Annotated in this window: 27 protein-coding genes; 19 read left to right on the top strand and 8 right to left on the bottom strand. The window is 63.2% G+C overall.

Annotated features, from left to right (window positions below; all coding sequences use genetic code 11):
- Positions 1-39: 39 nt before the first annotated feature.
- A complete protein-coding gene (locus AC1RZR_RS13155; protein WP_477270947.1) occupies positions 40-1,098 on the bottom strand; it encodes a CapA family protein in 1,059 nt (352 codons plus the stop codon).
- Between the two features lie 156 nt (positions 1,099-1,254).
- Here AC1RZR_RS13155 and AC1RZR_RS13150 point away from each other — a divergent pair, with 156 nt between their 5' ends.
- The 6 genes from AC1RZR_RS13150 (at position 1,255) to AC1RZR_RS13125 (ending at position 11,339) form a co-directional block, all read left to right on the top strand.
- Positions 1,255-2,511 carry a hypothetical protein gene (locus AC1RZR_RS13150; RefSeq protein ID WP_477270315.1) on the top strand — a complete coding sequence of 419 codons (1,257 nt, stop codon included), beginning with the start codon at positions 1,255-1,257 and terminating at the stop codon, positions 2,509-2,511.
- Positions 2,512-3,189: 678 nt separating this feature from the next.
- Entirely contained in the window at positions 3,190-4,818 is a 1,629-nt protein-coding gene (locus tag AC1RZR_RS13145; RefSeq protein ID WP_477270313.1) for a DUF2778 domain-containing protein, read from the top strand.
- A 128-nt stretch (positions 4,819-4,946) separates the two neighbouring features.
- Positions 4,947-8,033 carry an excinuclease ABC subunit UvrB gene (gene uvrB / locus AC1RZR_RS13140; RefSeq protein WP_477270311.1) on the top strand — a complete coding sequence of 1,029 codons (3,087 nt, stop codon included), beginning with the start codon at positions 4,947-4,949 and terminating at the stop codon, positions 8,031-8,033.
- Between the two features lie 298 nt (positions 8,034-8,331).
- Positions 8,332-9,237, top strand: coding sequence for a DMT family transporter (locus AC1RZR_RS13135; RefSeq protein WP_477270309.1), 906 nt, complete (start codon positions 8,332-8,334; stop codon positions 9,235-9,237).
- A 252-nt stretch (positions 9,238-9,489) separates the two neighbouring features.
- Positions 9,490-11,016: an ABC-F family ATP-binding cassette domain-containing protein gene (locus tag AC1RZR_RS13130; RefSeq protein ID WP_477270307.1), complete on the top strand. Its 1,527-nt coding sequence runs from the start codon at positions 9,490-9,492 to the stop codon at positions 11,014-11,016.
- 149 nt (positions 11,017-11,165) lie between these two features.
- Positions 11,166-11,339 carry a hypothetical protein gene (locus AC1RZR_RS13125; protein ID WP_477270305.1) on the top strand — a complete coding sequence of 58 codons (174 nt, stop codon included), beginning with the start codon at positions 11,166-11,168 and terminating at the stop codon, positions 11,337-11,339.
- Positions 11,340-11,395: 56 nt separating this feature from the next.
- On the opposite strand, the gene AC1RZR_RS13120 is transcribed toward AC1RZR_RS13125, so the two are convergent.
- Complete coding sequence (locus AC1RZR_RS13120; RefSeq protein ID WP_477270303.1) at positions 11,396-12,010, bottom strand: glutathione S-transferase family protein; 615 nt, start codon at positions 12,008-12,010, stop codon at positions 11,396-11,398.
- Positions 12,011-12,249: 239 nt separating this feature from the next.
- Here AC1RZR_RS13120 and AC1RZR_RS13115 point away from each other — a divergent pair, with 239 nt between their 5' ends.
- Complete coding sequence (locus AC1RZR_RS13115; protein WP_477270301.1) at positions 12,250-12,672, top strand: VOC family protein; 423 nt, start codon at positions 12,250-12,252, stop codon at positions 12,670-12,672.
- 111 nt (positions 12,673-12,783) lie between these two features.
- Positions 12,784-13,137, top strand: coding sequence for a DUF1428 domain-containing protein (locus tag AC1RZR_RS13110; RefSeq protein WP_481828597.1), 354 nt, complete (start codon positions 12,784-12,786; stop codon positions 13,135-13,137).
- A gap of 9 nt (positions 13,138-13,146) precedes the next feature.
- On the opposite strand, the gene AC1RZR_RS13105 is transcribed toward AC1RZR_RS13110, so the two are convergent.
- The gene (locus tag AC1RZR_RS13105) at positions 13,147-14,781 is read right to left on the bottom strand and encodes a tetratricopeptide repeat-containing sulfotransferase family protein (protein WP_477270299.1); all 1,635 of its coding nucleotides are present in this window, start codon (positions 14,779-14,781) and stop codon (positions 13,147-13,149) included.
- 187 nt (positions 14,782-14,968) lie between these two features.
- Complete coding sequence (locus AC1RZR_RS13100) at positions 14,969-15,193, bottom strand: hypothetical protein (protein WP_477270297.1); 225 nt, start codon at positions 15,191-15,193, stop codon at positions 14,969-14,971.
- Positions 15,194-15,519: 326 nt separating this feature from the next.
- Between AC1RZR_RS13100 and AC1RZR_RS13095 the strand changes: the two genes are divergently transcribed.
- From AC1RZR_RS13095 to AC1RZR_RS13075, 5 genes are all read left to right on the top strand, one after another.
- Positions 15,520-15,726, top strand: a complete 207-nt coding sequence (locus tag AC1RZR_RS13095; RefSeq protein ID WP_379100846.1) for a cold-shock protein — start codon at positions 15,520-15,522, stop codon at positions 15,724-15,726.
- A gap of 203 nt (positions 15,727-15,929) precedes the next feature.
- Positions 15,930-16,199, top strand: a complete 270-nt coding sequence (locus tag AC1RZR_RS13090; protein ID WP_477270295.1) for a hypothetical protein — start codon at positions 15,930-15,932, stop codon at positions 16,197-16,199.
- Positions 16,196-16,498, top strand: coding sequence for a hypothetical protein (locus AC1RZR_RS13085; protein WP_477270293.1), 303 nt, complete (start codon positions 16,196-16,198; stop codon positions 16,496-16,498). The genes AC1RZR_RS13090 and AC1RZR_RS13085 overlap by 4 nt, the downstream gene beginning before the upstream one ends.
- Before the next feature lie 125 nt (positions 16,499-16,623).
- A complete protein-coding gene (locus tag AC1RZR_RS13080; protein WP_164482279.1) occupies positions 16,624-16,761 on the top strand; it encodes a hypothetical protein in 138 nt (45 codons plus the stop codon).
- Between the two features lie 98 nt (positions 16,762-16,859).
- Positions 16,860-17,084 (top strand): hypothetical protein, encoded by a 225-nt coding sequence (locus AC1RZR_RS13075; protein ID WP_477270290.1) that lies wholly within the window; start codon positions 16,860-16,862, stop codon positions 17,082-17,084.
- 58 nt (positions 17,085-17,142) lie between these two features.
- Here the strand turns inward: AC1RZR_RS13075 and AC1RZR_RS13070 are convergent, their stop codons facing one another.
- Positions 17,143-17,547 (bottom strand): Kazal-type serine protease inhibitor family protein, encoded by a 405-nt coding sequence (locus AC1RZR_RS13070; RefSeq protein ID WP_477270288.1) that lies wholly within the window; start codon positions 17,545-17,547, stop codon positions 17,143-17,145.
- Positions 17,548-18,050: 503 nt separating this feature from the next.
- Here AC1RZR_RS13070 and AC1RZR_RS13065 point away from each other — a divergent pair.
- The 3 genes from AC1RZR_RS13065 (at position 18,051) to AC1RZR_RS13055 (ending at position 19,441) form a co-directional block, all read left to right on the top strand.
- The gene (locus tag AC1RZR_RS13065) at positions 18,051-18,263 is read left to right on the top strand and encodes a cold-shock protein (RefSeq protein ID WP_006202520.1); all 213 of its coding nucleotides are present in this window, start codon (positions 18,051-18,053) and stop codon (positions 18,261-18,263) included.
- 348 nt (positions 18,264-18,611) lie between these two features.
- On the top strand, positions 18,612-18,824 hold the full coding sequence (locus tag AC1RZR_RS13060; protein WP_013530020.1) for a cold-shock protein: 213 nt from the start codon (positions 18,612-18,614) through the stop codon (positions 18,822-18,824).
- A 188-nt stretch (positions 18,825-19,012) separates the two neighbouring features.
- On the top strand, positions 19,013-19,441 hold the full coding sequence (locus tag AC1RZR_RS13055) for a BA14K family protein (protein WP_477270286.1): 429 nt from the start codon (positions 19,013-19,015) through the stop codon (positions 19,439-19,441).
- Positions 19,442-19,588: 147 nt separating this feature from the next.
- On the opposite strand, the gene AC1RZR_RS13050 is transcribed toward AC1RZR_RS13055, so the two are convergent.
- The 3 genes from AC1RZR_RS13050 to AC1RZR_RS13040 form a co-directional block, all read right to left on the bottom strand.
- Positions 19,589-20,227 (bottom strand): MBL fold metallo-hydrolase, encoded by a 639-nt coding sequence (locus AC1RZR_RS13050; protein WP_477270285.1) that lies wholly within the window; start codon positions 20,225-20,227, stop codon positions 19,589-19,591.
- 139 nt (positions 20,228-20,366) lie between these two features.
- A complete protein-coding gene (locus tag AC1RZR_RS13045; RefSeq protein ID WP_379101007.1) occupies positions 20,367-20,684 on the bottom strand; it encodes a hypothetical protein in 318 nt (105 codons plus the stop codon).
- 145 nt (positions 20,685-20,829) lie between these two features.
- The gene (locus tag AC1RZR_RS13040; protein ID WP_379100864.1) at positions 20,830-21,723 is read right to left on the bottom strand and encodes a branched-chain amino acid aminotransferase; all 894 of its coding nucleotides are present in this window, start codon (positions 21,721-21,723) and stop codon (positions 20,830-20,832) included.
- Positions 21,724-21,971: 248 nt separating this feature from the next.
- Here AC1RZR_RS13040 and AC1RZR_RS13035 point away from each other — a divergent pair, with 248 nt between their 5' ends.
- The 3 genes from AC1RZR_RS13035 to AC1RZR_RS13025 are packed head-to-tail and all read left to right on the top strand — an operon-like array spanning position 21,972 to position 24,676.
- Positions 21,972-22,505 carry a MarR family winged helix-turn-helix transcriptional regulator gene (locus tag AC1RZR_RS13035; RefSeq protein ID WP_379101010.1) on the top strand — a complete coding sequence of 178 codons (534 nt, stop codon included), beginning with the start codon at positions 21,972-21,974 and terminating at the stop codon, positions 22,503-22,505.
- Positions 22,492-23,211, top strand: a complete 720-nt coding sequence (locus AC1RZR_RS13030; RefSeq protein ID WP_095090873.1) for a response regulator — start codon at positions 22,492-22,494, stop codon at positions 23,209-23,211. The genes AC1RZR_RS13035 and AC1RZR_RS13030 overlap by 14 nt, the downstream gene beginning before the upstream one ends.
- Positions 23,212-23,260: 49 nt before the next feature.
- Entirely contained in the window at positions 23,261-24,676 is a 1,416-nt protein-coding gene (locus AC1RZR_RS13025; RefSeq protein WP_477270282.1) for an ATP-binding protein, read from the top strand.
- The last annotated feature ends 122 nt before the right edge of the window (positions 24,677-24,798 follow it).

Raw genomic sequence — 24,798 nt, 5'->3', positions numbered from 1 at the left:
CAATGCATGATAGTCGGTTTTGCAGGGGCCGCCAGACGGTTAGGCGGTGACACCGTCCTGGCTTGGGGGAGAAGGAAAGATAGCCCGCAGCCGACCCTCCACCTTGCCGCGCACTCGCCCCTTCAACCCTTCCACCAGGACCAGTCGCTCATGATCGCCGGAGCGCAGCCGCACAAAGGGATGTAGCCGGTAAGACGCAACGGCGCCGCGTGTATCGGCATCGGCACTGACATCGACGACGAAGATCCCGCCGATGCGGCCCGGCCATGGCTGGCGGGCAAGGGCGGTGCCGAGGAAATCGCCGAGCCCATAGGCGACGATCGTCCGACCGATCCGCTCCACCGGCTGCACGACATGGGCGTGATGGCCGGCGATCAGCCCGACGCCCTGCCCGGCCAGCCGCCTGGCCAGCGCCTGCGTTTCGGCGCGTGGAAAATGCCGGAACTCCCAGTCCCAGTGCGGTACCGCACAGAGAAGGTCGAGACCATGGCGCGGCCACTGCGCTGCATCGCACTCCATCGACACGCGGCCGGCGAACAGGTTTTCATTGGCGTTGCGCCAAAGCGTGAAGGCGGCGAAGCCCAATGTCAGGGGCCCGACGGGGACGGCGTCCACGGGACCGCCGGCGACCAGGCCGACGGTACGGATGCCGAGCCGCTTCAGCGCTGCCAGCGTGTCGTCGAAACCGGCGACGCCCTGGTCGAGCACGTGATTGTTGGCCAGCGACAGCACGAGTTTTTCGCGTGGGATGCCGGCGGCCGCCAGCGCCTGGCTTAGAAAGCGCTCGCTCATGGCATGGTGCGTGCCGAGCTTTGTCCCCAGCACGGAGCTTGGTCTGTCCACGATCGGGCTTTCGCAATTGCCGATCACCAGGTCGGCAGCGCCGAGCAACGCCTTGATTGCCGGGTCGCAGTCAGGCGCACTCCGGTTGGCCACCGCCGAGATGTCGCCGATGAAGGCGAGCCGCACCGCCTGCTTCGGCGGTGGATCGAGCATGGTTGCCGCGGCTGACGCAAAGCCGTGGACGTCGCCGCCGAGCGACGGCTTCAGGAAACGGGGCAGCCACGACAGTTTGTAGGAAAGCGGATAGTTCGACACGCCCATGCCCAATCGTTTGCCCTGTGTAGACTGTCCATCTCAAGGGTTGAAGCGCAACCGTCGACAATCGTGCAACGATGGCGATCTGCGCCGACAGGCGCGGCGCTGCAAATACGTGTATGGTCGCATGGCGCGACCAACGCATGGGAGGAAAAGATGACACGAACAGCAAGCCTGCTGGCATCCGCCTTCATCCTGCTTGTGCCTTTGTCTTCCGCGCGCGCCGCAATGCCCGAAGCGGCAACCGCTTTGTTCGAGGCCAAGACCGTGGCCGCGCGCGACACTGCCCTGTCGACGCTGGAGGCGGCCGCGCCAAAAGATCCGGCATCTGCCTATGCGGCCGGCGCAGGCGAGTTCTTCACCGCGCTGGAGCTGCTGGCCAATGGCCTGCACCGCCACGGTTTCGAGAGCCCGCAATCCTTCATGCTACCCTTGATGCGGCTGCCGGTGCCGGACAACCCCAACCCCGAGCCGCTGACCTACGAGCAGTTCCGCGCCATTCTGGTCGCCTTCCGCGAGCGGCTGGAGAAATCCGCCGCAACGCTGGGCTCGGTGCCCGCCGATGCCGATATCGGCATGGCCATCGACCTCACCCGTGTCGGCATCGACCTCAACGAGGACAGCACGATCACGCCGGATGAGAGCATGGCCGCCATCATGGCCTCGCTATCGCGCGGCGGCAGCGTGCCCGACGACGCAGTCCCTTCTCTGACCTTCCGCTTCGATCGCGCCGACGGCTATTGGCTGCAGGGCTATGCCGAGTTCCTGATGGCGCAGGCCGATTTCTGGCTGGCGCATGATTTCAGGAGCACCTTCGACGGCTCGTTCCACATGCTGTTCCCGCGCGCCAAACTGCCGTTGCAGGACATTCTCGTGCCGCCGAGCGGCGACATGGGCAGCACCATCTTCTCGTCGGAATGGCGCATTGCCGATTTCATCTCGCTGGTGCATCTCGTCAACTGGCCGGTGGCCGAACCGGAACGCCGGCAGGCGGCGCGACGCCACCTGCTCGAAATGATCCGGCTGTCGCGCGAGGACTGGAAAGCGATCCGCGCCGAGACCGACAATGATCGCGAATGGCTGCCCGGACCGCAGCAGAAGGGCGAAAACCCACTCACCGGCCTTGAAGTCGGCGAGGAGCAGGTCGAGGCCTGGCTCGCCACCTTGACCATGGCCGAGGATCTCCTGGAAGGCCGTCTGCTGCTGCCGCATTTCCGCATCACCGGCAAGGGCATCAACATGAAGCGCTTCTTCGACGAACCAAAACCCTTCGACCTGGTGCTGTCGATCACCGGCCCGGCCATCGCGCCCTATCTCGAAAGCGGCAAGATCCTGACCAGCGACGATTTCGACCAGATCCAGCGCCAGTTCGGCGGCGCAGGGTTCCTGACCTTCGCCCTGTGGTTCAACTAGGTCGCTGGAAGGAACCTAGAAAATAGCGCCCTGATAGAGCACTGCTTCCGCCTCCTCCGGCGCAAAGCGGCGGCCCAGCGTGCGAAACGCGCTGTGCACACGCCGTCGCGGTCGATGTTGCAGCTTCTGAGATGCCGCACCGCCAGCGTCGGGCGAAGGCGCTGCGACCATGCATGACACGCTGGTGACCTTTGCCAAAACCAAGCACTTCAATCCGATTGCACTGCCTCCCAAAACAAGTCATGGCCGTCGAGAGCCGACCGTGCGGACGGATAAATTGTGGCAAGGAGGGCAACAGTTTTGCCGGTCACGACGGCCTCTTCGGCAATGCTCAATGGCGCGCGCTGTTGTCGCAGGACTCGCTGAACGGCCTTTTGGATAAATTAGCAAGAGCTGTTTTGCTTGACTTGGGCGGCAAAAACAGGCAGCAAAACAGCATTGGAGGGGCTCCAATACCGCGTTCATGGTCGTGGACAGGCCTTCTAGGGCACAAAGTCCACGTCTTCTCGTTAGGTTTTGAGAGGGATTGGTTAACCAACTTTGTCCATATTTTGAAGCAATCGGCAACTAACGACAGGCGCGGCAAACGCGTCGGGGACCACCTGGGATCACTCACAGAATGGTCGTCGCGGCTATCACAGCCGCGGACGTGGGAGCCGATTGGAGCAAGATTGGTGCATGGCGTTCTTGAGTAAAAAAATTGTCGGGGATGTGCGTTGGGACGGCGAGACCGCCTGTGACGCGCCACGTTCCCCTTCCCTCACCCCTGAACGGATCGTCCGCTGGGTCGCGGTGCCCGGCGTCAGCGCGGCCATTGGCCTGTGGCTGGTCGGCACCATGGCTGGCCTCAGTTCCGTCGGCGCTTCGCTGTCGGCGACATCAGGTGGCCTGCCACAGACGCTTTCGATGCCGAGGTCGCTCGCCTTGGCCGATCCGCTGAAACAACGTTTCCTGACATCTTCGGCGCCGTTCGTGCTGGCCAATGCCCATGGCGGCACAGAGGCGCTGCATGACCATGCCGTGCAATGCGGCGCCCACTGCTTCAAGCTGGCGGGGGTCAGCCCGCCGGCGGAGAAATCCGCTCGCCTCGTGGTCCAGGCAAAGCCAGCCCCGATGGCCGTAAAATCGAAATCGCAGGAGCGTTTCGAACGCATGGAGGCGTCGCTGTCGCCGACCAGGCTTGCCGCTGCCTTCGCTAGCGTGGGAAAACCTGTCGTCGCAGCCAACGCACCCTCGCGCCCCGTCATTTCCACTGTCGCGCCGCAAATTGCCGAGGCATCCCTGGTGCCATCCGTCAAGGTCATGGCCAGCTTGGCGGATGACATGCCGGCTCCGGCGGCGGAACGCTTCGCCCGGATGGATGCCGGCTCCGTCGTCGTGCAGACGGCGCCGCAGCCGATGGGCTTTGCCCAGCCGGATGGGGAGACGCCAGACAACGCGCAGTTGGCGCTTGCCCTCGCCCAATCGCTGCCGGTCGACGACGAGGTCGCCTCACTACAGCCGATTGAGGAATCCTCGGCCGATGTCGCGGTTTCGCCTGTCGAAACCCAACAGGAACAGCCCGGCGATACCCCCTCGCTGTCGGATGCGCTGATCGACGACGTGCCGTTGCCGACCCGACGCCCTCAGTTCGACGCGCTGCAGCAGCCCAAGGTCATGCAGCCGTCGAAGCCCGTCGTCGTGCAGCAGTCGAAGCCCGCCCAGCAGCAGAAACCGGTTCGTGAGACGGTGCAGCAAGCCCAGCCGTCCAAGCCGGCGCGGCAAGGTCGGCCGGCCGATGGCGGCGACGTGCTGGCCTATGCCAAGCCGGACACACCTTCGGGCGGCCTCGGCAAGGCATTCAAGAATCTGTTCAACGCGCCCGGCGGCTCCAGCAGCGGAGCCAGCAATGGCGTCGCCGTCTACGACATCAGCGCCGGCACCGTCTACATGCCTGACGGCTCGAGGCTCGAGGCGCATTCGGGCATCGGCGCCATGGCGGACCAGCCGCGCTATGCCAACCAGAAGAATCGCGGCCCGACACCGCCCAACACCTACAATCTGTCGCTGCGCGAGTCGCGCTTTCATGGTGTGGAGGCCTTGCGCTTGACACCGGTCGATGGCCGCAACAAATACAATCGCGACGGCCTGCTGGCCCATACCTACCTGCTTCGGGGCCGCTACGCCCAGTCGAGCGGTTGCGTCGCCTTCAAGGACTATGCGCGCTTCCTCGCCGCATTCAAGAAGGGCAAAATCAAACGCCTCGTTGTGGTGCCGCGCCTGTCGTCTTCGCCGACGCGGGTCGCATCCGCCGCTAGGGGCGCGTAGTGCGAAAAGGCATTCGGTAACACCCTATCGCCGGCTCCTGACAGCCTACTGTCAGGAGCCGCGTCGTCTGATAGGCCTGTCCCCACCGCACTCTTTCCATTTTGGCCAAGACCTCCCATATTCGGGACATGGCCAAATCCCCCGATAAGAAAACGCCGCCGACGGCGAATGACGACCGCGCCGCACCGAAGCGGCGCAGCCCGCTGACTGATTTCCTCGACGCCTCGGAGCCGCTGCACAGAGGCGGCTTCGCCGAGATGCCGCAGCCTGAGTTGTCGGGCACCCCGCTGACCGGTTCGATCGCCGATTGGGCCGAGCAGATCGAGCAGGAGGCCGAGAAAGAAGGGCGTCTCGTCGGCAAGGGCGATGGCGGCAAGTCGCCGAAGCCATCGAAGAAGATCCCCGAGCGCTCAACCTCGCCGGGTCGCAGTTCGCGCGGCACCTCGATGGGTGGCGCGGCGACCGCCAGGGAACGTACCGCCGCCGGTCTCAACCCGGTCGCCGGCCTCGACATTTCGCTGGAAGACGCCGAGACGATGGCCTCGGGCAGCGTCACCGCAACGGTCGCCGCGCTGTCAGCGCTGATCGAATCCGGCAATCCCCTGCACAAGGACGGCGTGCTGTGGACGCCGCACCGCCCTGCCCGCCCGGAAAAATCCGAAGGCGGCATCGCCATCAAGATGGTGTCGGATTTCGAACCGGCCGGCGACCAGCCGACGGCGATCAAGGACCTGGTCGAAGGCGTCGACAACAGCGACCGCACCCAGGTGCTACTCGGCGTCACCGGCTCTGGAAAGACCTTCACCATGGCCAAGGTGATCGAGCAGACGCAGCGCCCTGCCCTGATCCTGGCGCCGAACAAGACGCTGGCCGCGCAGCTCTATTCCGAGTTCAAGAAATTCTTCCCGGAAAACGCCGTCGAGTATTTCGTCTCCTACTACGATTACTACCAGCCTGAAGCCTACGTGCCGCGCACCGACACCTTCATCGAGAAAGAATCCTCGATCAACGAACAGATCGACCGCATGCGCCATTCGGCGACGCGCTCTTTGCTCGAGCGCGACGACGTCATCATCGTTGCCTCGGTGTCCTGCATCTACGGTATCGGCTCGGTCGAAACCTACACGGCGATGACCTTCCAGATGCAGATCGGCGACCGGCTCGACCAGCGCGCGCTGCTCGCCGACCTCGTCGCCCAGCAATACAAGCGACAGGACATCAACTTCGTCCGCGGCTCGTTCCGCGTGCGCGGCGACACGATCGAGATCTTCCCTGCCCACCTTGAGGATCGCGCCTGGCGCATCTCGATGTTCGGTGACGAGATCGAGCAGATCACCGAGTTCGACCCGCTGACCGGCCAGAAAACCGGCGAGCTGAAAAGCGTCAAGATCTACGCCAATTCGCACTATGTGACGCCGCGCCCGACCCTCAACCAGGCGATCAAGTCGATCAAGGAAGAGCTCAAGCACCGGCTGGTGGAACTCGAGCGCGCCGGCCGGCTGCTGGAGGCGCAGCGGCTGGAACAGCGCTGCCGCTTCGACCTTGAGATGCTCGAAGCCACGGGCTCCTGCGCCGGCATCGAGAACTATTCGCGCTATCTGACCGGCCGCCAGCCGGGCGATCCGCCGCCGACCCTGTTCGAATACATTCCCGACAATGCGCTGGTCTTCATCGACGAAAGCCACGTCACCATTCCGCAGATCGGCGGCATGTATCGCGGCGACTTCAGGCGCAAGGCGACGCTGGCCGAATACGGCTTCCGCCTGCCGTCCTGCATGGACAACCGGCCGCTGCGCTTTGAGGAATGGGATGCCATGCGACCACTTTCCGTCGCCGTCTCGGCGACACCAGGCGGCTGGGAAATGGAGCAGGCCGGCGGCGTCTTCGCCGAGCAGGTCATCCGCCCGACCGGGCTGATCGACCCGCCAGTTGAAGTGCGCCCGGCGAAAAGCCAGGTCGACGATGTCGTCGGCGAGATCCGCGAGACCACCAAGGCCGGCTACCGTACACTGGTGACGGTGCTGACCAAGCGGATGGCCGAGGATCTGACCGAATATTTGCACGAGCAGGGCGTGCGCGTGCGCTACATGCACTCCGACATCGACACGTTGGAGCGCATCGAGATCCTGCGTGACCTGCGGCTCGGCGCCTTCGACGTGCTGGTCGGCATCAACCTGCTGCGCGAGGGCCTCGACATTCCCGAATGCGGCTTCGTCGCCATTCTCGATGCCGACAAGGAAGGTTTTTTGCGTTCGGAAACCTCGCTGATCCAGACCATCGGCCGCGCGGCCAGAAACGTCGACGGCAAGGTCATCCTCTATGCCGATCAGGTCACCGGCTCGATGGAGCGGGCGATGGCCGAAACCAGCCGCCGCCGCGAAAAGCAGATGGAGTGGAACGCGGCCAACGGCATCACGCCGGAATCGGTCAAGTCGCGCATCTCGGACATTCTGGATTCGGTCTACGAGAAGGACCATGTCCGCGCCGACATCTCGCAGTTCACCGACAGCGCAGGCGCCATGATGGGCAACAATCTCAAGGCCCATCTCGACGCCATGGACAAGCAGATGCGCGACGCCGCCGCCAATCTCGATTTCGAGAAGGCGGCCCGCATCCGCGACGAGATCAAGCGGCTGCGCGAGATGGAACTGTCTATCTCCGAAGACCCGCTGGCCAAATATGCCGATATGGAGAGCCCTGTCTCGGGCCGCGAGAAGGGCAAGCACAACAAGGGCCGCGCCATCCACCGGACGGCCGACGACCAGGGAAACATCCCTGTTTTCGCAGTCAACAAGCCGGAGGGGACCGCAAACGATCGCGTCAAATCGGCCCTGTTCCGCAAGCCGGCGCTCGACGAGATGGGCGCCGATGGCGCGGTACCGGTGAAGAAGACGCTATTTTCGAAACCGTCGCTCGACGCCATGGGGCCAGGCACCGACATGCCTACGCCTGCCGGCGCCGTGTCGCGCTCACTGTTCAAGAAACAGTCGGCCGAGGAAGCGCACGGCTCCGACTTCGGCATTCCCGGTGAGCCGACCAAGCCGCTGTTCAAGAAGAACTCGCTCGACGAGATGACCGTGCGGCGCACGGAAACGCCGATCGAAGGCGACAAGCCGGTCAAGCGCGAGCGCGCCGGCATCGGCTCCTATGAGGACCCCGGCGACGCGCGCCGCGAGAAACGCCGGCCAGGCAAGACCGGCAGGCCGGGGAGGTAGCACACCTCTCCCGTCTCCCCTTGCGGGAGAAGGTGGATCGGCGCGGAGCGCCGAGACCGATGAGGGGTGCTGGAAGGAATAATGCGTTGGTGTTTTCTGGAACGCCCCTCATCCGACCTCGCTTCGCGAGGCCACCTTCTCCCACAAGGGGAAGGCAGGCGCGTCCTTCGGTGCAATGACGTTCCCGCTTTGCGACACCTGGACCATGCGTCTGCCCTTGTCAGTTGCATGTCGAAACGATACGGGCCGTGCAGCCTCTCCGCTTCCAGCCGCAAGAAACTCCCACGATCCACGAACCATGAAACCCAAGGACATCGCCGCCTACGTCTTCTTGGCCGTCACCTGGGGCCTGTCGTTCCTGGTCCTGCTCAAGGTGGTGCATGCCTTTGGCTGGATCGGTGCGGTCACTTTGCGGTCGCTGATCGCCGGCATCACGCTGTTGCTGCTGGCGGGGGCAACGAGGCGCCGGCTCGACTTCAGCGCCGGCTGGCGGCCTTTCGCGGTGGTTGGCGCGACGACGGTCGCGGCACAGCTGATCGGCCTGTCCTATGCCACGCCGCGCATCGGCACGGCGATGGCGGCCATCCTCGTTGCCGCGATCCCGCTGTTCTCGATGATCATCGGCCAGTTGTGGGGGCTCGAGCGCATCACCGTTCGCGGGCTGGCCGGGCTGCTGCTCGGTGCCGCCGGCATCATCGTCCTGGTCGGCTTCCCCGCCGTGCCCGTCACGGCATCTTTCGCGTTCGGCTGTGCCGCCTCGCTGTTCAGTTCCTTTTCGGCGGCGTTCGGCAGCAACTACGCCAACCGCCATCTGCGCTCGGCCGGCTCGCTCGAACTCACCAGCGCCGCCTTCCTGTTCGGCGGGCTGATGACGCTGCCTCTGCTGCTGGCCGTGCCAGTTCCGGCGATGCCGCGCGCCATCGACTTTCTCTATCTGGCCCTGCTCGCCTGCGTGATGAGCGCGCTGACCTACGTCGTCTATTTCCGGTTGGTCGCCAGCATCGGCGCCACCAGGACGATCAGCGTCGAGTTCGCCGTGACCGTTGTCGCGATCCTCGTCGGCACGGTCATGCTTGGTGAGTCGCTGACCATCATCCAGGGCCTCGGTGCCGTGGCGATCATCGCCGGCTGCGTGCTGGTGCTGGACCCATTCCCGCGCCGGGTGAAGGCGGTAGCCTTGCCATCGGCCCCGCCTTTGATGTAGTCAATCACCACACTCGAACGTTTTGAAAGGAGGGCTCACGTGTTTACGTTTTTTCGTCACCATCGTCAGCGTGGCCCGATTTCTGCCCTGCGAGCTAGCTTGCAGGGCTGACCAGGGACGGTCCGGGTTTTTCCCGCTTCGATTTTTTGGTCTGCCCTTCGTGGTGCCGCAACGCCTGTTCTGATGGCCAGCACGCGCACCGTCAAAGTGCATTGGACCGGAGTTGTCTCCGGCAAGACCAGAGAAATCAAGATGGCCCTGATCAGCCTCAAATCCCTCGGCGTCACCATGAGTGCGCCGCTCTTTGCCAATCTCGACCTCACCATCGGCGCCGGCGACCGGCTCGGCATCGTTGCCGCCAACGGCCGCGGCAAGTCGACCTTGCTCAAATGCCTGACCGGCGAGATGGAACCGACCTCCGGCGACATCACCCGCACGCGCGGCCTGCGCGTCGGCCATGTCGAACAGTCCGTTGCATCAGCCCTTCTGAGCCGCACGTTCCATCAGGTGGTGGCCGACGCCTTGCCGCCGGAGCAGGCCGAAAGCGAGCTGTGGCGGGTCGACGTGGTTCTCGATTCGCTCGACGTGCCGGAGCCGATGCGCGAGCGAGAAATGCAGGCGCTGAGCGGCGGCTGGCAGAGGCTGGCGCTGATCGCCCGCGTCTGGGTCACGGATCCGGATGTGCTGCTGCTCGACGAGCCGACCAACCATCTCGACCTGGCCAGGATCAGCCAGCTCGAGACCTGGCTGAACACGCTGCCGCGCGAGGTGCCGGTGGTGATCGCCAGCCATGACCGCGCCTTCCTCGACGCCACCACCAACCGGACGCTGTTCCTGCGCCCGGAACAGTCGCCCGTGTTTGCGCTGCCCTACTCCCGGGCAAGGCAGGCGCTCGACGACGTCGACGCCTCGACCGAGCGAAAATTCCAGCGCGACATGAAGGTGGCGCAGCAATTGCGCCGGCAGGCCGCCAAGCTCAACAACATCGGCATCAATTCGGGCAGCGACCTTTTGACGGTCAAGACCAAGCAGCTCAACCAGCGCGCGGAGCGCCTGGAAGAGGCGGCGGCTCCGGCGCATCGCGAGAAATCGGCCGGAGCGATCCGGCTTGCCAATCGCGGCACCCATGCCAAGGTGCTGATCACGCTCGACGACGCGGCGGTGGAGACACCCGACGGCACGCTGCTGTTCAGGACCGGCAAGCGCCACATCTGCCAAGGCGACCGTATCGTCCTGCTCGGCCGCAACGGCGTCGGCAAGTCGCGCTTTGTCACCCTGATCCGCAACGCCATCCTTGAGCCTGAAACCGTGCAGAACGTGAAGGTGACGCCGTCGACGGTGCTCGGCTACAGCGACCAGGCGCTGTCCGGCATCAGCGGCGACGACACGCCGCTGGCGATGGTCTCGCGCCGCTACGATGTCGGCGAACAGCGCGCCCGCTCGCTGCTCGCCGGTGCCGGCGTCGGCATCGACATGCAGGAGCGGAGGATCGGCGTGCTGTCGGGAGGCCAAAAGGCGCGACTGATGATGCTGGCGCTTAGGCTCGCCAACCCCAACTTCTATCTGCTCGACGAGCCGACCAACCATCTCGACATCGATGGCCAGGAAGCGCTGGAAGCCGAACTGCTGGCGCATCAGGCAAGCTGCGTGCTCGCCTCGCACGACCGCTCCTTCATCCGCGCCATCGGCAACCGCTTCTGGCTGATCGAGAAGCGGCGGCTGACCGAAGTCGAGGACCCGGAAGATTTCTTCCGCTCGGTGGCCGAAGCGGGCGGCTGAGGAACCAGAGACATGGGCCGCATGGCGATGCGGCCCATGTTTTCGCATTGTCCCTGCAAAATTTTCGACGCTCTGTCGGATCGCCTGAACTTGCCGCGTCCTTGGGATGCCGACAAGATGATGCCGGCTTCAATCGAGGAGAAAGCATCATGTCCATTCTGTCATCCATAGGCCGCATCGCTACCAGCTACGCCGCCACCCGCGCCCGTCACCGCAGCCAGCGCGAGCTGCTTTCCCTGCCGATCGAACTGCGGAAGGATATCGGCTGGCCGGAAATCGTCATCGACGCGGAGAACGGTCCGCGGATCTGCAGGGCGCCTTAACGCATGAGGGTCGGGAGTGGCGTCGTTGGCGCCGGCTGCCCAAAGGCGACCGCTGGTCAATCATGCGTATCGCCCGAAAGCGGCGTCGCCTGCATCGATGCCCGCTTTTCGAAAGCCTCGAACCAGTGCGTGAGCACCGCCCGCGAGCGAAAAGGCGGAAGGTGACGAAACGCCATCCAGGACAGCGTGGTGGCCAAGGCGATATGGCCGACATGAAGCAGCGCTTCGTCGTCCAGCACGCTTTCGAGCCAGTCGTAACTTGCCTCGATCTTTTCCCGGTATCCTTCGGCAAGTGCACCATAACGCAGCTGTTCGGGTCTCCTTTCCGTCTCCCAGCGCAAGGCAATGCCCGTCTGCGCCAGACCCTGAGCGACCGATTGCAGCCGCAACGCCTGCCAGCGCGCCTCGCCGTCTTGCGGCAGCAAGTTGCGGCCGCCGTGCAGCGTGTCGAAGTAGGCGCAGATGACATCGGAATCGAAGATCGGCGACGCGCCGGGCCGCAACAGCACCGGCACCTTGCCGAGCGGATTTTCGGCGTAGACGCTGGCATTGCGCAATGTCGGGCTGGTCTCGTGATGAATGACCTCGAGCCGATCGGCAATGCCGACCTCGTGCGCGAAAACGAGCGCCTTGCGCGCGAAGGGCGAATGGGTCTGGTAATAGAGGATCATGGTCGTCTCGAGGGCGTGAGGAAGCGACGTAGCCCACCTGTTCTATCCTGCGAGCCGCGAGGATTGCGCTCTGATTGAGGCCCGCCGACGCAAGTTCATTTCACGGCTCCCGCTGAAGACCAACGGCTACCAGGTCTGTGCGGGCGGCTTGCGAAAAATTTCCACGGCCATGTAGGATTGCCGTCACCTCATGCGTCCTATGGTTCGCAAGGCCAGCCAAACGCAAAGAGGAGCAAGACATGACTGACCAGACCCCCGTTCAGCCCGCGGCGAAAGTGCTCGGCGGATTGACCCCTTATCTGCAGGTGGACGGCGCCTTCAAGGCCGCCGAATTCTACAAGAAGGCCTTCGGCGCCGAGCAGGTATTTGCCTATCCGGCCGACGAACAAGGCCGCACCATGCACATCCATCTTCACATCAACGGCTCGACGCTGATGCTTTGCGACGCCTATCCCGAGCACGGCCATCCGCATCAAAAGGCGCAGGGCTACACCATGCAGCTCCATCTCGATGATGGCGACATCGATGCCTGGTGGCAGCGCGCCGTCGATGCCGGCTGCGAGGTGGTCACGCCATTGCAGGTGATGTTCTGGGGCGACCGCTGGGGTCAACTGAACGATCCGTTCGGCGTGGCCTGGGCGATGAACGCACCGGCGAAGTAGGTTTTCTCATCGAGCAGCAACGCCCTTGCCGCCGGCGAGGATGATGCGCTCACCTGCGCCGGGTTGCACCCCTGCCGGCCCGGCGTTCTATTTCAGCAAAGGAGACCCACCATGTCCTATGTCGATGGCTTCGTGCTTGCCGTGCCCAAGGCAAAACTCGACGACTACAAGAAGCTCGCCAACACCGGCGGCGCCGTCTGGATGGAACACGGCGCTCTCGCCTATGTCGAATGTGTCGGCGACGACGTGCCTTATGGCGAGACCACCTCGTTCCCGCGCGCCGTGCAGGCCAAGGAGGACGAGATCGTCGTCTTTTCCTGGATCGTCTATGAATCGCGAGAAAGCCGCGATGCCGTCATGGCCAAGGTGATGGCCGACCCGCGCCTGACGGCCGACTGGGCGACGATGCCGTTCGACGGCAAGCGCATGATCTTCGGCGGCTTCAAGCCGTTCATGGAGCTGTAGGCGTCCGCGTCAGTCCAACTTGTCCAGCAGCGGCTTGAGCCGATCGCCATAGCGCTTCCACAAATCGACCGAGCCCTGATACATCGGCTGGCGCACCTGCGCAGCGGAAGCCGTGCGCACCGGCCGGTCGGTTTCGTGGAACGACAGGACAGCATCGTTCCATGGCAGGCCGAGATGGGCGATCAGCGCCCGCGTCTGCCCTTCCTGGTCGGCGACGAAATCCTCATAGCGCACATCATGCACCACCCCAGGCAGCACGGTATGCCAATGCGCCATGATGTCGGTGTAGAGGTTATGGAAATCGGCGAGCTCGCCGAGGTCGTAACCGTAGCGGTGGCTGTCGCCGCGGAAATGCACCTTGTAGATCGACAGGCACGTCGCCGCCGCATCGCGCGCGCAATGGACGATCTTCGCCTTCGGCAGCATCAGATGGAGGAAGCCGACGAGCAGGAAGTTGCCCGGCATCTTGTCGGTGACATGCTTGAAGCCGGGATAGCGGGCGCGCAGCATATCGAGATACGCCTCGCCAGCCTCGGCAAAAGCCTTGTCGGGCATGTCGGCGATCCCTGCAGGAAAGCCGCCCTTCATGGACAACGGAAACTGCTTGCCGACCGCCGTTTTCAGGATGCTGAGCTCGCCAGCGCCATAGACCTGGGGATGGCTGGCGATGATCTGCTCAATCAGCGTCGTGCCGGAGCGCGGCATGCCGACGACGAAGATCGGCGTGTCGTCACTGATCGTGCTCGGCCGGTGTTTCTCGAAGAAGCCGGCATCGAAGGTGGCCTTCATCGCCTCAAATTCGGCCCGCGTCCTGGCCGGATCGTAGTCGATGCCCTTGCGGCGGATCGCATTGCCTTCGGCGAAATAGTCGAAGGCCCTGCCATAGTCTTTCAGATCGTCATTGGCCTTGCCGAGGCCGAAGGACAACTGCATGCGCGCCAGACTGTCCTGCGGCGCCTTGGCATGCTGGGCCTCCATGCTGGTCAGCTCGACATCACGCTCCTTCTGGCGCTTGACCTGCGTCAGCAGCAGCCAGGCTCTCGCCATGCCGGGGTTGATCGCCAGCGCCTGCCGGAAATGATCGGCCGCTTCATCGAGCTTGCCCTTTTCCATCAGCCCGACGCCCAACCCGTGCAGCAGGTCGGCATCTTTCGGGCGGATGGTCAGGGCCTCGCGAAAGACGGCCAGCGCCTCGTCCAGCCGACCGGCCTCCTGCAGCGTTTCGGCAAGTCCGATGCGGGCGCGAGCATGGAACGGATTGCGCCCGATCGTGCCGCGGTAGATCTCTTCGGCCTCCTCGAACTGGCCGAGCTGCTTCAGTGACGAACCAAGATTGTCGCGCGCCGCGAGCTGGTCCGGCCGGATATCCACCGCACCGCGAAAGAAATCGATTGCCGCTGCGATGCGGCCGAGATCGCGCATCACCGTGCCGAAATTGTTGAGGAAATCGGGATTCGTCGGCTGCAGGCTCACCGACTGTTCGATGAGATCCAGTCCCTCTTCGCTGCGCCCGGTCTGGTGGAGCAGCAGGCCCAGGAAATGCGCCGCAGCCGCGTGATTGGGCTTGCGCGCCAGCACCTGACGGTAAAGCGCCTCGGCTTCCTGCCGGCGCCCGGCCTGGTGCAGCTGCAGTGCCTGCTGCACATACTGGTCCAGCCCCAGCGGCGGCTGTCCTCCAGCGCCAGATCTGGCTCCTGCACCCGCCGCTCTTCTCTGATCTCTGTTGATGGGAAACCTGCCGTGTTTGTCTGCCTGCCGCGATCTAGGCCATTGGCGCGACAGGTTCAAGTCTTCACGTGGTTTTGCGCCCCCCCTCAGCCGGTGTGGACGATCAGATCAGCCGGTTGGTCTCGGCAACCTGTCTGGCCCGCCTCACGGTGCCGTCGGTATCAGCGATCGTTCGCCTTGCCGCCTCATCGCTTCTGATGGTCAGCCGTGCTGTCTTGACGATCATCGGCTTGCCATTCGGGCCAACGGCATGGGCGTGCAGGATGGCTGGCTTGATGATCGGGTTGATCGCTACGGTCGTGCCTCTCGGGGTTCTGACGGAAACCATGGCTTTTGTCCTTTCGAAAATAAATAAAATACAAGTGCCGGGACAATCGTCCCAGCATAATCCTAAGCATTTTTTTAGAAGCGCCTGATCCATATCAGAATTTTTCAAATGGTTACAGCGATCTATTTTTTAGATAAGCCGAGTGTTTTTTAGAAATCTTCTTGAACAATTGGGTCTGACGAGCTATGTAAGCAGGATCGCTTTGGGCCAGAATTGACATATCGCGGCGTCAGAGGTTCTCGACCCGCCAATCTCATTCCAATCATCGATACCGGGCGCGCGGCAGATTCGCTCCGCGACCATTTCTCATTCTTCGAAAGACCCACATGAACACCGGAACCGTGAAGTTCTACAATGGCCAGAAGGGCTTCGGCTTCATTCAGCCGACCGATGGCGGCAAGGACGTTTTCGTCCATGTCAGCGCGCTGGAGCGCGCCGGTTTCCCTGGCCTCGCCGAAGGCCAGAAGCTGCAGTTCGACCTGGAGCGTGACACCAAGGGCCGCGAGTCGGCCGCCAATTTGCAACTGATCTGATCCGGCCGAATTCGATGAACGCTGACCACGGATGTACTGGCAGCTCTCGAAAGAGGCTTATTTCCAGCGATTGCCGGAAATAGGAAAGCGGGGCTCGTCCCCGCTTTTTTGCTTTCAGGCGGCTGTTTACGTCGCGCCGCGAGGCGCAATGCTTTCCGGTTGATGCCGGGAAACATCAAGGCCGGAAACATCAAGGTAAGACAATGCCGGACCGCACCACCCACTCCATTGTCCATTTCGCTGCACCCTTCGTGCTCGGCGGACTGGAGGGACAGCTGCCGGCCGGTGACTACGACGTCGATCACGACGAAGAGGTGATCGAGGGTATGTCGCGGCTTGCCTGGCGCCGCGTCGCCACCTTCATCCATCTGCCGGCAAGGGCAGTGAAGAACCCGACAACCAGCCAGCTTGTCGCCATCGACTACCTCGAGCTCGAAACAGCGCTGAAGCGCGACCGGGAGAATGCAGCATGATCCGTTTCCAGCAGAATGCGCGCCCGCGCACCGACACGCCCTCGCACCAGTTTGCGATCGGTCAGACTGTCCGCATGAAGAGCCGCACTGGTCTCGTCCAGAAGACCGCGGAACTGTTCCAGATCAAGAGCAGGCTGCCGGTCAAGGATGGCTCGCCGCAATACCGCATCCGCAGCGAGCAGGAGACCCATGAGCGGGTCACCACCGAAGACAATCTCGAACCGGCAGACAATCCGGTTGCTACTGGCAACCCGGTTGTCACCGACAACCCGGTTGTGGCCAGCAACTCGGTCGTCTGAGACCTATGTCGCCCAAAAGTGCGCAGCGGTTTTGGGACAACGACATGTACAAAACAATGACCCTAAGGCGCGTCGGATAAGACGCGCTTTGGCAAAGCCAACCCAGCACGCACCAGGAGCAGGACATGTCCAAAGGTCAACAGCGAAGCAATCGCGAAACGCGCAAGCCGAAGAAGGACAAGGTCGTGGCCAAACCCGCCTCCCCGTTCGGCTCGTCGGTCAAGCAGGCCGAGAGCAGCCTGAAGCCGAAGTCGAAGGGCTGACAGCCCAGGGGCGCCTCGTGCGCCCCCCGTCGCCCACTATGTAAGGCGGCGGACTGACGCAACAGGCCTGCGCAACACACCCCCGCACGGAGGCGCGCTTGAACTTCGTCATCGAGTTCTACCGGTCGCGCGACGCCGACGAAGCCACGCTCGACAAGGTGTCGCTGGAAGCGCCGAATCTGCGCGCCGTCCTCCAGGGTGCCACCGCGCTGTTCCATACGCTGGCCATGCCGCAAATCCCCGATCGCCTGCGCATTTCCGACGACAACGGCAGCGAGCTCTACGCCGGCCCGGCCGATGGAGCCTATCCGTCGGAGGTGTGAGCGAACGCCTCGGTTTTCCCTACTCCCCTTGTGAGAAGGCAAGACACGCCCAGCCCCCTCAGCACGGTCCGTCGCCAACGACGCGATAGTCCGCGGCGCGGGCTTCGCAGGAATTGGGGAAGGTCCGCAGTTCGCCATGCCGGCGCGCGCACACGGGAGCGTATTCGCGGGTGCAGAATGTCTGCTCTTCACCGCCGCCGCCGCCACCGCCGTCGCGGCACGGGCCGTCGCGCACGATGCGATAGCCGGCACGGTCGGCAAGGCAGGCATTGGCGAAGGTCTGGCGGTCGCCACCGCGCCGGGCGCAGACCGGCTCGTATTGCCTGCTGCAATATTGCGGTTCGGGCCGGGGCGGACGCGGACCTGGTCCCTCGTCGACGACGACGGTGCAGGCGGCAAGAATTGCCGACAGGAACAGGACGGCAAAACCTTGCCGCGAAAAGGTTGCCGCCAGAAACTTCATGTTGATCTCTCCCTCGATCCCGTCCCGGGAAGACGATCCTCGCCATTCCCTTGCCAAATGCAACCCCTGTTCGCACCCCCACGGCAACGCCGCCAGGGGCTGCGGCAGCTATCATCCCATCTCGCAGGCACCATCGCACCTGGCCCATTCGTGGCCCGGTTCTGGCCGATGACCCAGCCTGCAACCAAGCCTATGTCCAGCCGCATCGATGCTCAGGTCAGTCGATCCATGCGTCGGGATGCGCCCAGTGTGGCGGCCCGCGGCGCTATCTTGCAACCATCACGTTTCCGTGCGATAAATTCCGTGTTCGGGCATTTGCGACCCGGAGAGCGGAACGTTTTGGACGACCTTTCCCCGATACTGTGAATCTCTGACGGCCCCGTTTTCGGCGGGGGGTTTGACCATGCGCCAATGCATGACTGCCGAAGCAACCACCGGGACTTGCCCATTGCGCCAGGCGGCGGGCAGGACCACCAGACTGAACGGGTGAAGGAGTTTCCCCAATGGCCCAGACCGGCACCGTTAAATTCTTCAACGCGACCAAAGGCTTCGGTTTCATCACGCCCGATGGCGGCGCCAAGGATGTGTTCGTCCATATTTCCGCGATCGAGGCCTCCGGCCTGCGCACGCTCGTCGACGGCCAGAAGGTCACCTTCGACGTCGAGCCGGATCGCATGGGCAAGGGCCCCAAGGCCGTCAACCTCCGCGCTGCCTGAGCCATCGGCACGCCGCACGTCTCTCGGACGTGCGACGGAGGCTCCAATGCCTGGACCTGGCTTGGAGAGGGATTTGAATTTTGAAAGGCGCGGCGGTTATCGTCGCGCCTTTTTCGTGTTGCGAGTTCAGCCCAATGCATGTCGCTCAAAAGCGCACAGCAGCTTTGAGACAACGACATGCATAAAAACAAAGGTTTAAAGTGGGTCGCGCCCGAATCCCTTACAAGCGCGGCGCGCTTCAGGGCCCGCAAAACTTTCTCTTGCCGATAGCGCTAAAATAAAGGACAAATTTCCACTCGGGCATTTGCCGGCCCGAGACTGGACTTTATGGGATCAAAGGAGCTTCCCATGCCGCAGACCGGCACCGTCAAATTCTTCAACCATGCCAAGGGCTTCGGCTTCATCACGCCCGATGATGGCGCGAAGGATGTTTTCGTCCATATTTCAGCCGTGCAGGCGTCAGGTCTTCCTGGTCTCGAGGATGGCCAGAAAGTGTCCTTCGACACGGAGCCGGACAAGCGTGGCAAGGGCCCCAAAGCCGTCAATCTGTCGGTCGGCTGAGCCGGCTTCAGACAGGCGATGGCTCCGGCTGGACAGCCCCGCTCCCTTGAGGGGTCTTTTACGCTTGTTTTGACATGGATGCGTCGAAATCCGTTCAGCCCCGGTTCAGCCATGGTCGCATATTAGTCTTTGGTAAAGCCGGCCCGCATCCCCCCGAAACTGCACGGGCCGGTACGAAGGAGACAGACATGAACCGAATTTTCAAGACCGCCGTCCTGTCCGCTGCCGTGGTCGCCACCACGCTCGCGACCTTACCCGCTGCCAACGCGGGTGACTGGCGCCGTCACGGCCATCACGACAACGGCGACGCGATCGCCGCCGGCGTCCTCGGCCTTGCGGCCGGCGCGCTGATCGGTGGCGCGTTGGCCAATGACCAGCCCCCGGCCTACGCTGACCGCTACTACGATGACGGTTACTACGATCGTGACGTGGTGGTACGGCCGGCGCCGGTCCGCCGCTACTATGCAGAGCCGAGGGTTGTCTACAATGAAGGCTACGCCGAGCCGTGGACCCGTGGCTGGTATGACTATTGCTCGGATCGCTACCGTACCTTCAACTCCCGCACCGGCACGTTCACCGGCAATGACGGCGAACAGCATTTCTGCACGGCCAACTAAGATCAAGGGCTTCCCTGCCCCAAACAAAAAAGCGATGACCGCGAGGCCAGCGCTTTTTTGTTGTTGGGCTCGACGTCCCAGATTTCTCTTGAGTTCGGCGCTGCCCCTTAAAGCGCGTCGCATGGATCCGTTTCGACGCGACCGGCTTTAAGTCAGAAAAGGGTTGGTCCGGCGCTCCTCGCCGAAGCGTCCGCCGGGACCATGGCCGCATATGAAGCCGGTGTCGTCGCCGAGCGGCAGGAGCTTGTCCTTGATCGAGGCGATCAGCGCCGCATGGTCGCCGCCCGGCAGGTCCGTGCGGCCGACCGAGCCGCGAAACAGCACGTCGCCGACATGGGCGAACTTGGCCGCGCGGTTGTAGTAGACGACATGGCCGGGCGCATGGCCGGGACAATGCAACACCTCGAACACATGCGAGCCGAACGACACAGTCTCGCCTTCGGTCAGGAACCGGTCGGGCACGCAGTTGCGCGCACCGGCGATGCCGTAACGCCTGCCCTGGTTTTCCAGATTGTCGAGCAAAGACTTGTCGGCTTCATGCGGGCCGATGATGTCGACGCCGAGCGCCTCCTTCAACTCCATGGCGCCACCGGCATGGTCGATATGGCCATGCGTGATCCAGATGGCCCCGGCTGATATCGCATTGTCCTTCAGCACCGCCAGCACCTTGTCGATGTCGCCGCCCGGATCGACGACCACCCCATGCTTGTCGTCCATGTCGAACAGGATGGTGCAATTCTGCTGGAACGGTGTGACCGGCACGATGCCGGCATTGAGCTGACCCATGATCGTCCTTTCGCTATTCCAGCGTGATGTAGAGGCGCGGGCGAAGGGCGTCCACCCCTCGCAAGACCAACAATCAGTCGCTCTGAAAACGAAAATGGGCGGCCGAAGCCGCCCATTTAGAACACCTAGACCGAATAGCTTACTTCTTCATGGCGCCCATGACCGCGCCGAGAATGCCGGTCAGGATCGCGCCGCCGCCGGCACCGCCGATGATGTTGTTGAGGTTCAGCGCGCTGCCAAGACCGCTCGTTGCCGCTGCCGCAGCCGCCGGATCGACCGCGCCGCCACCAAGCAGGCTGCCGAGGATCGCCGCACCGCCGACGCCACCAATGGCTCCACCCAGGATTTTGGGAAGCTGACCCATCGCCGCCGTCTTGAGCGCCGCACCGACCGCCTGACCACCGATGATACCCGTAATCACCTGTATAATGATCGGAAGAAGCGTGTTCATGTCCATATGATTAGTCCCTCCATAGCTGCCAGCCTCCCGGGCCGACAGCTTCATGAGACGCCGAATTGGGTGAAAGTCAAATGCAGAAACGCTTAAATAAAAGGGGCGGCCCCAAAACCGCCCCTGCTTGCTCGAAAAGCTGTGACTATCGTTATTCTGCTGCGATCGCGTGCTTGGGCTGAACCGCAGCAGAATAGTCATTCATGAGATTCTTGGCAATTTCACCGACCTCGAATCGGTATGGTCCGATCTCCGAAACCGGTGTCACTTCCGCTGCCGTCCCGGTCAGGAAGCATTGCTCGAAGCCTTCGAGCTCTTCCGGCATGATGGCGCGTTCGATCACCTCCAGGCCGCGATCCTTGGCCAGGCCAATGACCGTGCGGCGGGTGATGCCGTCGAGGAAGCAATCCGGCTTGGGCGTATGGATCTTGCCCTCCTTGACGAAGAAGATGTTGGCGCCGGTTGCTTCCGCGACCTGACCGCGCCAATCGAGCATCATGGCATCGGCATAGCCCTTGGCCTCGGCAGCGTGCTTGGACATGGTGCAGATCATGTAGAGACCGGCGGCCTTCGACTTGGACGGCGCCGTGCGCGGGTCGGGCCGGCGCCATTCTGCGACGTCGAGGCGGATGCCTTTCAGCTTCTGCGCCGGATCGAAATAGCTCGGCCACTGCCAGATGGCGATAGCGCAGTTGATGCGGTTGTTCTGCGCCGAGACGCCCATCTGTTCGCTGCCGCGCCAGGCGATCGGCCGGACATAGGCGTCCTGGAAACCCTGCTTCTTCAAAAGCGTGGTGGAAGCGTCGTTGAGCTCTGCCACCGAATAGGGAATCTTGAAGCCGAGCAGGCGCGCCGATTCATGCAGGCGCTCGGTGTGTTCGTTGAGCTTGAAGATCTCGCCGCCATAGGCGCGCTCGCCCTCGAAGACGGCGCTGGCGTAGTGCAGGCCATGGGTCAGCACGTGGATCTTGGCGTCACCCCATTGGACGAACGCGCCATTCATCCAGATGAAACCGTCCAGTTGATCGAAAGGAACGGATGCCATGGTAACCTCCCGCGGGCGGCAGCCCGCATAGTGTTGTATCATTGTTGTTTCGTGTCGGGCCGCGCAAAGCGGCTTTTATGCTGGAGCGTAAGCGGATAATGGCGCTCTGGCAAACTCAGGAAGTTCCGGAAAAACCGGCTTCGCTTGCCTTTTCGTTCGCAATCCGCCCAAAAGCTTGTCAAAAATTACCATTGCAGGGAAATTACGTCAATAGTACTGACATAATCTCTCTTTCAAGCGGAGAAAAGATGACGGATCGAAGCCACGCAGCCGGGAAACCGATCAGGACGGCAATCACCGACGAGGACGGCATCGACTTCGCCATCATCGAACTCTTCTTCTTCGCCTATCGTGACTTCACCTCCGATCCGGATCAGATCCTGGCCGATTACGGCTTCGGCCGCGCCCACCACCGGGTGCTGCATTTCGTCAACCGCAGGCCGGGCCTGACGGTCGCCGAACTGCTCGACGTGCTGAAGATCACCAAGCAGAGCCTGGCGCGGGTGCTCAAGCAATTGATCGACACCGACCATGTCGTGCAGTTGCAAGGTCCGCGCGACCGCCGCCAGCGCGAGCTGTATCCGACAGCCAAGGGCCGCGCGCTGGCGCTGGCGCTGGCGCGGCCACAGTCGCGCCGCATCCATGCTGCATTGGGAGATTCCGGAGTCACCGAACGGACCTTGGTGGAACGGTTCCTCGAAGCGATGGTCAATCCGGAACTGAGAGCGCAGATCGACGTTGGGTCCGCAAAAATGTCAGGGAAAAGCCATGGAGAGCACTGAACGCGTCGATCACGCGGCCGCACCGGACGACGATGCGCCGCATTTGCTTGTCGTCGACGACGACACCCGCATCCGTAATCTTCTCAAGCAGTATCTGACCGAAAACGGCTTTCGCGTCACCGTCGCCGGCAATGCCGGCGAAGCCAGGCGCAAGCTTGCCGGCCTGGACTTCGATCTTCTGATCCTCGACGTGATGATGCCCGGCGAAACGGGCGTCGACCTGACCAAGTCGCTGCGGGCCGAAAAGAACGTGCCGATCCTGATGCTGACGGCGCTGTCGGAAACCGACAGCCGCATCACCGGGCTCGAAGCCGGTGCCGACGACTATCTGCCAAAACCCTTCGATCCGCGCGAGCTGATCCTGCGCATCAACAACATCCTGCGCCGCGGCGGCCCGGCGACCACGCCGAAGGTCGAGCAACTGGTCTTCGGCCCCTACACCTTCCAGATCGCCAGACGCGAACTGAAGCGCGGCGGCGAGGCTCTGAAGCTGACCGACCGCGAGCAGGAGATCCTGGCGATCTTCGCGGCTCGCGCCGGCGAAACCATCCCGCGCCACGAGCTGGTCGGCGACGATTCGGAGGTTGGCGAGCGCACCATCGACGTCCAGATCAACCGCCTGCGCCGCAAGATCGAGCGCGATCCGTCCAATCCGGTCTGGCTGCAGACCGTGCGCGGTATTGGGTATCGGCTCAGCGTGGAATAGAATGCCGCCCGCGGCCGGCTGAACGGTCGCGGGCAAGCGAAAAGAGCGAATGGCAACCACGGAATTGCAACAGCCGGATAATGGCGGCTTGAGCGCACGCGCCGCGCGGACGCTGAAGGCGGTGCCGCGCGCCTGGAACCGGTTCTGGCGCCTCGTTTCGCTGTACATGCCGAAGCGGCTCTATGCCCGCTCGCTGATCATCGTCATCGCGCCGATGATCCTGCTGCAATCGGTCGTCGCTTTCGTCTTCATGGAACGCCATTGGGCGACCGTGACGCAGCGCCTGTCGCAGGCCACCGTGCGCGACATCGCCGCCATCATCGACTTGATCGAGACCTACCCGCACGACACCGACTACGCCAACGTCATCCGCATCGCCCAGGACCGCATGCAGCTGAAGGTCGACCTCCTGCCGCCCGACCCGTTGCCCGCACCTGGTCCAAAGCCGTTTTTCTCAATTTTGGATGATGTTCTCTCGGCCGAAATCACCCGCCAGATCAACCGCCCGTTCTGGATCGACACGGTCGGCAATTCCAACATCGTCGAGGTGCGCATCCAGCTTGAGAACAGGGTGCTGCGCGTCTTCGTGCGCCGCAGCCAGGCCTATGCCTCGAACACCCACATCTTCCTGATCTGGATGGTCGGCACCTCGCTGGTGCTGTTGATGATCGCCATCCCCTTCCTGCGCAACCAGATCCGGCCGATCCTGACGCTCGCCGAAGCCGCGGAAAGCTTCGGCAAGGGCCGGCCGATGCCACGCGATTTCCGGCCGCGCGGCGCCGAGGAGGTTCGCCGCGCCGGCTTTGCCTTCATCCAGATGCGCGAGCGCATCGAACGCCAGATCGAGCAACGCACCGCCATGCTGACCGGCGTCAGCCATGACCTGCGGACCATCCTCACCCGCTTCAAGCTGCAGCTGGCGCTGGCCGGCGGCAAGGCCGACACCAAGGCAGCGCTCGACCAGGACATCGACGACATGCAGTCGATGCTCGAAGGCTATCTCGCCTTTGCCCGTGGCGAGGCTTCGGAAGACGCCGGACGGTTCGATCTCGAGGCCTATTTCCGGAAGCTCGACGAGGAAGCCAGGCTACGCAAGCGCAAGCTGTCGACGACGCTGACCGGCGACCGCGATGTGCATGTGCGGCCGAACGCCTTTGCGCGGCTGATGTCCAACGTCATCGGCAACGCCTTCCGCTATGCCAAGACGGTGGAGGTCAACGCCAACCATGGCCGCGGCTCGTTGCTGGTCACCATTGACGATGACGGCCCGGGCATCCCTGCCGACCGGCGCGAAGACGTGTTCAAGCCCTTCGTGCGGCTCGACGAGGCGCGCAACCTCGATGCCAGCGGCACCGGGCTCGGCCTGTCGATTGCACGCGACATTGCCCGCAGCCATGGTGGCGACATCACCCTCGACGACAGCCCGCTCGGCGGCCTTCGCGCCGTGATCAAGGTTCCCGCTTAGGCTGGCCAGATACAGGGCTTCATCCGCCCGTCATGAAACCATGGTCAAGAGCGCGCATGAAGCGCGCGACCTCCATTGATTCGGCCCCGCCGCCTCACTTCGATCCCGTGCCCGCCCGGGTG

Source organism: Mesorhizobium bavaricum (genome assembly GCF_056781655.1).
The sequence above is the reverse complement of the archived record's forward strand: the minus strand, read 5'-3'. Positions and strand labels throughout refer to the sequence as shown.